Genomic DNA, 10,162 nt, shown 5'->3' on the forward strand with positions numbered 1-10,162 from the left:
CCGTGCGCCCCCTGGTGCGGCTGGCCTCCGTCAACGCCGCCTCCGGCCGCGACCTGCGCACCGGCCGCATCGACACCGCCGCCCTGGTGGGCGCCGTCGCCGCCCTGGACGCCGACGTCGTCGCGGTGCAGGAGGTCGACCACCTGCTGCCCCGCAGCGGCGGCACCGACCAGACGGCCGCCCTGGCCGCCGGGCTGGGCGCCCGCGGCTGGTTCGCCGCGACGCTGCACGGCACCCCCGGGGAGCCCGACGGCGTCCGCGAGGCGCACCGGACGCTGCCCGGTGAACCGTCCTACGGCATCTCGCTGCTCGTGCGCGGCGACCACGACGCGGCGCTGGGGTTCCGGGAGCTGCGGATGCCCGCCGGGAAGGGACGGCTGCCCGTCCTGGCGCCGGGCACCGGGGTGCGCTGGATCCCCGACGAGCCCCGCGCCGTCGTCGCCGCCGTGGTCCGCACCCCCGCCGGCCCGCTGAGCGTCCTGGGGACCCACCTGTCGTTCACGCCCTGGCAGGCGGGCCGGCAGCTGCGCGCGGTGCAGCAGTTCGCCCGCACCCTGCCGCGCCCGCTCGTGCTGCTCGGGGACCTCAACCTGCCGCCCGGGATCGTGCGCCGGGTGCTGCCCTGGCAGCCGCTGGTGACCGGGCCGACGTTCCCGGCGCCGTCGCCGAAGGTGCAGCTCGACCACGCCCTCGCCGACGGCCTGCCCGCCTCGGTGCGGGTCGAGGGGCGGATCGAGCGCGTCGGCGGCAGCGACCACCGGGCGGTCGTGGTGGACCTGACGTTCTGAGGCGCCCCGGCGCCGCGGGGAGCCTCACGGGGAGCCTCACGGGGCGCCTCAGGGGGCGACCGGCACCGACCGCACCAGCCGCTCCAGGTCGCCGGCGTCCAGCAGGTCCACCGGCCGGACCGTCTCGCCGGTGGAGGCGTAGAAGAACGCGGCGCTCACGTCCTCCAGCGGCACCCCGTGCCAACGGGACCAGGCGAGCCGGTACACGGCCAGCTGCACGTCGCGGGCCCGCGCCGCCTCCCCCGTCGGCGGGCGGCCGGTCTTCCAGTCCACGACGTCCCACCGGGTCCGCCCGTCCGCGCCGGTCGCCGCGAACACCGCGTCGATCCGGCCGCGGACGACGAGGTCGGCCACCGGCGTCTCCACCGAGACCTCCACGAACGCCGGGTCGCGCGGCGCCCACTCCGAGGCCAGGTAGGCCCGCTGCAGCGCCGCGAGCTCGGAGTCGTCGGCGGCGTCGTCGTCGGCCGACCCGGGCAGGTCCACGAGGTCCAGCAGGGAGCTGGCGGTGAACCGCTGCTCCAGCCAGGCGTGGAACGCCGTCCCGCGCCGGGTGGCCGGGCGCGGTTCCAGCGGGACGGGCCGGCGCAGCTGCAGCGCCAGCGCGTCGGGGTCCTGGGCCAGGGCCACCAGCCGGGACGCCGACAGGTGCGCCGGCAGCAGGACCCCCGGCGCCTCCTGCGCCGCGGCGCGCTCGGCCAGCAGCAGCTCGGTCTGCTCGGCCCACGAACGGGCCTCCTCGTCGGGGTCCGGCACGGCCGCCGCCCCGGCCAGGGCCGCCCGGACCAGCGCCGCGCCCGCCTCGACCTCCCCGCGGCGCGCGGCCAGCGGGTCCACCGGCCACACCACGCGCTGCGGCTCGGCCGTCCGCGGGTTCACCGCGCCCGGCTCCGGCGGCGCCGCCGCCGGCAGCGACACCAGCCCCGGCACCGCACCGGGCGGCGCCTCGAGGACCTCGCGCAGGAACCGGGACGGCTCGCGGGGCTTGGTCGCCTCGTCCCAGTACGCCCCGGACAGCAGCAGCTCGGACTTGGCCCGGGTGAAGGCCACGTAGGCCAGCCGGCGCTCCTCGGCGAGCTGGTGCTCCCCGCACGCGCGCAGGAACTCCTCGCGGGCGACGTCGAGCTCCTTCTGCGTCGCGGCGCGCTCGATCGCGAAGTGCGGCAGGCTCGACCGGTCCCCGCGCAGCGGGTAGGGCAGCACGCCGAGGGAGCTGCTGCCCCCGATCCACCCCGGGTCGGTGTCGCCGCCGGCGGGGAAGCTGCGCTCCACCAGGCCCGGGACCGCGACGACGTCCCACTCCAGGCCCTTGCTGGCGTGCACCGTCAGCAGCTGCACGGCGTCGGTGGACACGTCCGAGGCCCCCGGTTCCAGCCCGCGCTCGCGGACCTCGGCGGCGTCCAGCCAGGCCAGGAACCCACCCAGGCCCGGCCGCTGCGAGCTCGCCGAGAACGACGCCGCCGCGTCGGCGAGGGCGTCGAGGTTGCTGCGCTCGAACGACGGGGAGCTGCCCGGCCGGGCGGCGACCTCCACGTCGAGCAGCAGGGCCCGCTCGACCTCCCCGACCAGGTCAGCGACCGGCAGGTGGGTGCGGGTGCGCAACCGGCGCAGCGCCGCGGCCAGCCGCGCCAGCCGGCGCAGCGCCCGCGGCGACAGCCCGCGCCCGTCCGGCCCCCGCCAGCCCGCCGGCGGCAGCTCGTCGAGGGCCTCGACCAGGCTCACGGCCTCGACCTCGTCGGGCAGCACGACGACGTCGACGGGGTCGAGGTCGAGGTCGAGATCGGCCTCGGCCTGGTGGCTGCGCCGACGCTGCAGCTGACGGGCCCACACCCCCAGCGCGGCGAGGTCGCGCGCGCCGAGCCGCCAGCGGGCACCGGTCAGCAACCGGGCCAGGTGGTCGCCGCGGCCGGGGTCGTGCAGGACGTGCAGGGTCGCGACGACGTCGGCGACCTCCGGCGTCGACAGCAGCCCGCCCAGGCCGACGACCTCCACGGGCAGCCCGGCGGCGCGCAGCGCCCGCTGCAGGCCGACGAACTGCGACCGCTTGCGGCACAGCACCGCCGCGGTGCGCCGCGGGCGGGGGTCGGCGCCCGGCACGGCGCGCTCGACGGCCAGGCGCTCGGAGTCGGCGCGCCAGACCTCGGCCAGCCGGGCCGCGACCTCCGCCGCCTCCTCCTCCACGGTGGCGGCGAACGCCGTGCGCACCCGCCCGGTCCCGGCGTCCGGGCGCGGGCGCAGCACCGCCACGGCCCCCGCCTCCCCGGCGTCGTTCAGGGGTGCTGCGACGACGTTCGCGGCGGCCAGGACGCCGCGGTCGTTGCGCCAGCTCGTGGCCAGCGGGAGGCGGGGAGCCGGGGTGTCGTCGGCCCGCCGGAAGTGGGCGGGGAAGCTCGCCAGGTTCCCCGCGCTGGCCCCGCGCCAGCCGTAGATCGACTGGTGCGGGTCCCCCACGGCCGTGACGGGGTGGCCGTCGCCGTACAGCGCCCGCAGCAGCGCGAGCTGGGCGTAGCTGGTGTCCTGGTACTCGTCGAGCAGCACGACGCGGTGCCGGGCGCGCTCGGCCGCCGCGACGGCCGGGACCTCCCGGGCCAGCCGGGCCGCGAGCAGCACCTGGTCGCCGAAGTCGAGCTGCTCGGCGTCGCGCTTGCGCCGCTGGTACTCCCGCAGCAGGGGCAGGACCTCCTTGCGGGCCCGCTGCACCGCGAGGAGGGCGGCGACCTTCGCGAACGGTTCCCCCGGCACGCCCGCGCCGAGCCGGGCGACGCTCTTGTCGTCCTTGGGCAGGGTGCGCACGTGCGCCTCGACCTCGTCGACGAACCGCGCGACGTCCTCGGCCTCGACGAGGTGCTCGGCGCACTCCCCCGCCAGCTGCAGCAGCGCCGCGGCCAGCGTGCTCGGGGCCGCCTCGACCCCGGGCAGGTCCCCGCGCCAGGACTCCACGACGTCGGAGGCCAGCTGCCAGGCCCCGGCGTCGGACAGCACGGTCGACTGCGGTTCGACGCCGAGGCGCAGCCCGTGGTCGACGACGAGGGAGGCCGCGTAGGCGTGGTACGTGGAGACGACGGGCTCGCCCTCGCCCAGGTCGTCGCCGGCGGCCGGGCCCAGGCCGTGCGCGCGCAGGGACCGCAGCCGGCGCCGGACGCGCTCGGCCAGCTCCCCGGCGGCCTTGCGGGTGAACGTCAGGCCCAGGACGTCCTCGGGGGCGACCAGGCCGTTGGCGACCAGCCACACGACGCGCGAGCTCATCGTCTCGGTCTTGCCCGACCCCGCGCCCGCGACGACGAGCATCGGCTCGACGGGCGCCTCGATGACGGCGATCTGCTCGGGGGTCGGGGCGGGCCGCCCCAGCCGGGCGGCGATCTCCAGCGCGGACAGCATCAGCGGCCCCCTTCCTCGACGACGCTGCGCCCGGCGTCCTGGGCCGGGCAGGAGGTGAAGACCGGGCAGTACGCGCAGTGCGGGCCGACGACCGCCTCGAAGGTCGCGGCGGCCATGCCGTCGGCGGCGCGCTCGACGAGGTCGCGGGCCCACCGCGGGTCCTCGTCGTCGGCGAGCGCCGGCTGCTGCTGCTGGGGGGCCTTCTTCTGGCTCCCGCCGAGCTGGACCAGCGCCGCGCCGCCGGACTCCTGCGCGGGGCCGGCGGCGCCCAGGCCGCCCTCCTCGACGGCCAGCTGGTAGACGCCCAGCTGCGGCAGCCGCGCGAGGTCGGCCCCGGACGGCTGCGTCTTGCCCGTCTTGAGGTCGACGACGACGGGACGGCCCCGCGCGTCGCGCTCCAGGCGGTCGACCCGGCCGCGGATGCGGGCGCGCCCGACCCGCGCGTCGACGTCGAGCTCGACGCCGGCGAGGGTGCGCCCGGCCCGGCGGGCGTCGCGGTAGTACTCGGCGAGCTTGTCGAGCATGCGCTCGGCGCGGGCCCGGGCGCGGTCGGCGACCCAGCCCGGCGACAGGCCCAGGGTGGGCCACAGCGCGTCCAGGCGCCGGCGCAGCTCGAAGGCGTCGGCGTCGGGGGCCTCGGAGGCGATGCGGTGCACCAGGTTCCCCAGGGACTGGCTGGTGCTGTCCGCGGGGCGGGCGCCGGAGCTCTCCATCAGCCAGCGCAGCCCGCAGCGCTCGAAGCTCTCCACCCGCGAGGGCGAGACGGCGACCTCGTCGTCGGGGCCGCGCAGGGGGCCGGCGTCGGTGAGGTCGTCGACGCCGTACCAGTCGGCCGGGTCGGCGCCGGGGACGCCGGCGCGGGCCAGCGCGGCCAGGCGCGCCGCGGCGCTGGCCCGGCGCTCGGGCGTCTCGACCTCCGCCGGGGCGCAGACCACCTGGCGCAGCCGCGCCACCAGCGCCGCCAGGGACACCGCGCGGGGAACGGTGGCGACCGGCCGCTCCTCGTCGTCGGTCCCCTCCAGGCCGGCCGCGGCGGCGACGAGGTCCACGAACGCCGACGGCCGCTCGTCCTCGGTGCGCACGGCCGTGACGACCAGCTCGTCGCGCGCGCGGGTGACCGCGACGTGGAACAGCCGCAGCTCGTCCTCCAGCACCGCCCGGCGCGCGCCGGGTCCCTGGCTGTCGCGGCCCTCCAGGACGTCGACGAGGGCCTGGGCCCCCAGCAGGGAGCCGCGCAGCCGCAGGTCGGGCCAGACGCCCTCCTGGACCCCGGCGGTCACGACGAGGTCCCACTCGCGGCCCACCGCGCCCTGCGGGGTGGTCAGCGTCACCGCGCCGGTGTCCGGCGCGCGGTCGGCGAGGGTGTCGGAGGGGACCTCGGCGGCCAGCTGGTCCTCCAGGAAGCGGCCCGCGCTGCCCGCGCCGGGGAACCGGTCGACGTAGCGGCCGGCGGCCTCGAACAGGGCCAGCACGGCGTCGAGGTCGCGGTCGGCGCGGGCGGCGTCGGCGCCCTCGACGGTGGCGCCGGCCAGCGCCGAGCGCTGCCAGCGGGCGGCGAGCCCGCTGGCGTCCCAGACGGCCCACAGGACGGTCTCGGCGGAGGCGCCGGGGGCCAGGGCGGCGCGGCGGCCGGCGCGCAGGACGGCGGCCACCCGCACGGCCGGGGCCAGGGCCGGGTCGTCGGCGCCGAGCCGGGCGAGGTCCCCGGGCGCGTCGGGGGCGGGCTCGGCGTCGGGGTCGGCGAGCACCTCGGCCAGGGCGCTGGTCAGCACGACGTCGCTGGTGCGCCCGCCGCCGCCGGCCAGCTCGGTGCGCCGCAGCGCCTGCCGCAGCCGGCGCAGCGCCACGACGTCGGCCCCGCCGACCGGTGAGGTCACGAGGTCGTGCGCGACCTCGCCGGTCAGCCCGGCCGGGTCGAGCACCACGCCCAGGGCGGCCAGCAGGGGCCGGACGGCGGGCTCGTCCCGGACGGGCACCTCGGCCAGCGGCACCGCCATCGGCACGCCGGCGTGCGTCAGGGCGCGGCGCAGGGCGGCGGTGTGGCCGGCGGACCGGACCACGACGGCCATCCGGGACCAGGGCAGGCCGTCGAGCAGGTGCCGGCGGCGCAGCCGCTGGGCGATCCAGGCCGCTTCCTGGGTCGGGGAGCCGAGGACCGCCACCTCGACCAGGCCCTCCTCCTCGCGGACGGGCCCGGCGAGCCGCTGCGGGGCCCCGCCCAGGGCCCCGATGCGCGTGGAGACCGCGCGGCCGACGCGGTGCAGCGCGGGCCGCTGCCGGTGGTCGGTGCCGAGCACGACCGTGCGGGCGGGGGCGCCGCGGGCGGCGAAGCGGTCGGCCAGGCCCGCGGCCGCGCGGGCGTCGGCGCCGCGGAAGCCCTGGGTGACGCTGTCGGGGTCGGCGGTCAGGACGAGGTCGCGGCCCCCCGCGACGGCCTCGAGCAGCCGCAGGCCCGCCGCGGACAGGTCGTGGGCGTCGTCGACGGCCACGAGGTCCCAGCGCGCGCGCTCGGCGGCCAGCAGGTCCGCGTTCGCGCCGAGGGCCACCACGGCCTCGTCGACGACGGCGGCGGGGTCGTACGCCTCGAACCGGCTGAGGGCGTTGACCTGCAGGTACTCCTCCAGCAGGTCCGCGCCGGCGACCCACTCGGGGCGGCCCTCGCGCCGCCCCAGGGCCCGCAGGTCGTCGGCGCGCAGGCCGCGCTCGACGGCGCGCATGAGGAGGTCGCGCAGCTCGTTGCGGAAGCTGCGCAGCCCCCAGGAGTCCCGCGGGACGTCGTCGGGCCAGTCCGGGACGTGCAGGACGCGGTCGGCCTCGTCGGGTGCGTCGGGCTCGTCGTCGGGCTCGGCGTCGGGCTCGGCGTCGGGCCCGGGCAGCTCGTCGGGGGCCGGGCCCGGGTCGGCCGGGGTCGCGGCGAGGTGGCCGCGCAGCAGCTCGGCCAGGATCGCGTCCTGCTCGGCGCCGGAGATCAGCCGCGGCGGCGGGAGGGCCTCGTCCACGTGGACGCGGCGCAGGATGCCGAAGGCGTAGGACTGCGGCGTGCGCGCCGCCGGCTGGCCCGTGGTGCGCCGCAGCCGGTCCGACACCTCGTCGCGCAGCAGGTCCGCCGCGCGGCGGGTGGGGGCCAGCACCAGCACGCGGTCGGGGGCCACGCCGTCGCGCTCGACGCGGGCCGCGACCAGCTCGCGCAGCGTGCGGGTCCGCCCGGTGCCCGGAGCGCCCAGGACGACCAGGGGGCCGCTGCCGGGGCGGGTGGCCACGACCTCGTCCTGGCGCGGGTCCGGGCGCGCGGCGACCCGCTCGGCCCGCTCGGCCCGGCGCAGCCGCGGCACCGGCGGGCGACGGGGCCCGTCCCCTCCCCCGCCGGGGGTCCGGTCCGGGTCCTGCTGGTCTCGAAGCACGGGGGTCACGGAACCACGGGGGTCCGACACGACCCTCCCGGCGCGTGCGCCAGCCCCAGCTCCCCGACGAGCGCCTCGACGTTCGAGGCCGCGTTGAGGGAGTACAGGTGCAGCACCGGCACCCCCTCGGCGAGCAGGCGGCGCCCGTCCTCGACCGCGACCCGCATCCCCTCCTCGCGGAAGGCGCCCCGGTCGTCGAGGAACGGGTCCAGCCGCCGGTGCAGCCACGACGGCTCGTGCCCGTCGGTGAGCCGGCGCGTCACCTCCAGGACCCGGGGGCTGGTGACCGGCAGCAGCCCCGGCAGCAGCGGGACGTCGCTGCCGGTGGCGGCCAGCCGGTCCCGCAGCCGCAGGAAGTCCTCCACGTCGAAGGTCAGCTGCGCGATCGCGAACCCCGCCCCGGCGCGGAACTTGCCCAGCAGGTGCCGCAGGTCGGTGTCGGGGTCCGGCGACTCGGGGTGCCCCAGCGGGAAGGCCGCCACCCCGACGGACTCGGCGCCGCGCCGCAGCGCGAGCCGGACCAGCTGGTCGGCGTGCTGGAACCCCTGCGGGTGCGGTCGCCAGGGCGCGCGGGGGTCGCCGTCCGGGTCCCCGCGCAGGGCCAGGACGTCGCGCACGCCACCGGCGAGGAGGTCGTCGACGACCTGCGCCAGCTGGTCGGCGGGCTGCCCCACCGCGGTCAGGTGGGCGACCGGGCGCACCGGGGTCGAGCGCGCGATCCGCGACGCGAGCTCGACCGTCCCGGCCTTGTCGCCGCCGCCGGCGCCGTAGGTGACCGAGGCGAACAGCGGGCCGAGGGGGGCGAGCCGCTCCACGGCCCGCCACTGCCGCGCCGCGGTGGCCTCGTCGTGGGCGGGCGAGAACTCCACGGAGAACCGCCGCCGCGCACCGCGCAGGTCCTCGACCAGGCTCACCGCTGCTCCTCCCACGGGGCGGTCCACGCCCCGGCGTCCCAGCGGGCGGCGCCCAGGTCGACCCGCACGTCGGTGGCCGCGCGCGCCAGCCGGCGCAGCGGGGTGCCCTCGGCCCGCCAGCGCCGCAGCGCCTCCTCGGCCAGGTGCGGCGGGGTGCTGCCGTCGGCGCGCAGGACGCGCCACCACGGCGCGCCGGACCCGAAGCGCCGCAGCACGTTGCCGACGAAGCGCGGGCCCCGGTCGCCCACCCGGGCCCCGACGTCGCCGAAGGTGAGGACCCGGCCGGGCGGGATGGCGTGGACGACCTCGAGGATCTCCTCGGCCCGCTCGGGCAGCGACGACGTCACCGGCCGAGCGTGCCACGTCGCCGCGGCGTCAGGGGTGCGGCCAGGGGTTGGGCAGCGCACCCTTCAGCCCCTTGGTCTGCTGCATCATCACCGGCGCCGGGCGGCCCACCCCGGGGTGGGGCTCGTGGCCGTGGCCGAGCACGTGACCGATCTCGTGGTTGACGACGTACTGCCGGTAGCCGGTGCGGTCCTCGCCGTAGTCGGGGATGGCCTCCACCCAGCGGTACCAGGTCAGGACGGCGGCGTCGCCGGTCCGGCACGACATCGTCCCCATCGTCCGCAGGGGCCGGCACAGCGCCGCCGAGGTGTCCGGCGTGGCCAGGACCAGCCTCATCTGCGCGTCGCCGTCGGTGCGGGCGAAGCTCGTCGCCCCTCCGGCGCCCCAGCCGCGCGGGTCGTTCAGGACGGTCAGGGCGAAGCCGGCGAACGCCACCGGGTCCAGCACCCCGGCGTCCAGGAGGTCCTGCTCGACCTCGACCCGCACGGTCCGCACCCGCGCCGAGGCGGGGGCGGGGCTGGAGCCGGGCACGACCACCAGCACGCCGCCCCCGCCCTGCGGGACCTCGCGGCGCAGGACGCCCGCGGTGACGTCCGCCGCGGTGAGCCCGGGCGGCGGCGCGGGGGTGCTGGGCGTGCTGGGCGTGCTGGCCGGGGTCTGCGCGGCGGTGGCCGCGGGGGTCGTCGGGACCGGGGCGGCCCGCCCGTCCGTGGCCGCGGGGGTGCCGCCCGCGTCCGCCGCGCTGGGGGTGCGGGTGCACCCGGCGAGCAGGAGACCGGCCCCGCCGAGCAGGACGGCCCGGCGGGCGGTGGCGGCGGGGTGGCCGGCGGGGTGGCCGGTGGGGTGGCCGGTGGGGTAGCCGCGGTGGCGGTGATCGGCGGGCACGACCGCAGCATGTCACCGCGCGGGCACCGGCCGTGGACGCCCCCGGGGTGCGCGGCTCCGTCCGCCGGAAGCGAACCGGGACGCCGCCCGCGCGCGGCGGCGACTAGCGTGGGGCGCAGGGCCGTCCCCCGCGGGACGGCCCTGTCGAGATCGGCGAAACCCTGGAGGGGGCTGCGGTGGAGGTTCGGATCGGCGTGCAGAACGTCGCGCGCGAGCTGGTGTTCGAGTCGGCGCAGACCAGCGAGGAGATCACCGCCGCCGTCACGGAGGCGCTCTCCGCGGGCTCGGTGCTGACGCTGGCCGACGAGAAGGGCCGTCAGGTCGTCGTGCCGGCCGCGTCCATCGGCTACCTGGACATCGGCGCGCAGGAGAAGGGCAAGGTCGGCTTCGGGATCGCCTGAGCCGGGCCCGACACCGCCGCGGGGGCGGGTGGACCGGTCCGGTCCACCCG

At 79.0% G+C, this 10,162-nt stretch carries 7 protein-coding genes; 2 read left to right on the forward strand and 5 right to left on the reverse strand.

Going from position 1 to position 10,162, the window contains the following annotated elements; genetic code table 11:
• Positions 1-2 precede the first annotated feature (2 nt).
• Positions 3-788, forward strand: a complete 786-nt coding sequence (locus ACRYM6_RS20660) for an endonuclease/exonuclease/phosphatase family protein (protein ID WP_432544767.1) — start codon at positions 3-5, stop codon at positions 786-788.
• A gap of 48 nt (positions 789-836) precedes the next feature.
• Here ACRYM6_RS20660 and ACRYM6_RS20665 read toward each other — a convergent pair whose 3' ends face one another.
• Genes ACRYM6_RS20665 through ACRYM6_RS20685 form a run of 5 tightly spaced genes read right to left on the reverse strand, consistent with a single transcriptional unit; the run spans position 837 to position 9,711 of the window.
• Complete coding sequence (locus ACRYM6_RS20665; RefSeq protein WP_432544768.1) at positions 837-4,166, reverse strand: ATP-dependent helicase; 3,330 nt, start codon at positions 4,164-4,166, stop codon at positions 837-839.
• On the reverse strand, positions 4,166-7,567 hold the full coding sequence (locus ACRYM6_RS20670; protein ID WP_432544769.1) for an ATP-dependent helicase: 3,402 nt from the start codon (positions 7,565-7,567) through the stop codon (positions 4,166-4,168). Before ACRYM6_RS20670 ends, ACRYM6_RS20665 begins: the two co-directional genes overlap by 1 nt.
• A gap of 5 nt (positions 7,568-7,572) precedes the next feature.
• A complete protein-coding gene (locus tag ACRYM6_RS20675; RefSeq protein ID WP_432544770.1) occupies positions 7,573-8,481 on the reverse strand; it encodes a methylenetetrahydrofolate reductase in 909 nt (302 codons plus the stop codon).
• Positions 8,478-8,828: an MGMT family protein gene (locus ACRYM6_RS20680; protein ID WP_432544771.1), complete on the reverse strand. Its 351-nt coding sequence runs from the start codon at positions 8,826-8,828 to the stop codon at positions 8,478-8,480. The genes ACRYM6_RS20675 and ACRYM6_RS20680 overlap by 4 nt, the downstream gene beginning before the upstream one ends.
• Positions 8,829-8,856: 28 nt before the next feature.
• Positions 8,857-9,711 carry a DUF3152 domain-containing protein gene (locus ACRYM6_RS20685; protein WP_432544772.1) on the reverse strand — a complete coding sequence of 285 codons (855 nt, stop codon included), beginning with the start codon at positions 9,709-9,711 and terminating at the stop codon, positions 8,857-8,859.
• Between the two features lie 176 nt (positions 9,712-9,887).
• Between ACRYM6_RS20685 and ACRYM6_RS20690 the strand changes: the two genes are divergently transcribed.
• Entirely contained in the window at positions 9,888-10,112 is a 225-nt protein-coding gene (locus ACRYM6_RS20690; protein ID WP_432544773.1) for a DUF3107 domain-containing protein, read from the forward strand.
• Positions 10,113-10,162: the final 50 nt, after the last annotated feature.

This window comes from Kineococcus rugosus, assembly GCF_050871975.1.
Classification (GTDB): domain Bacteria; phylum Actinomycetota; class Actinomycetes; order Actinomycetales; family Kineococcaceae; genus Kineococcus.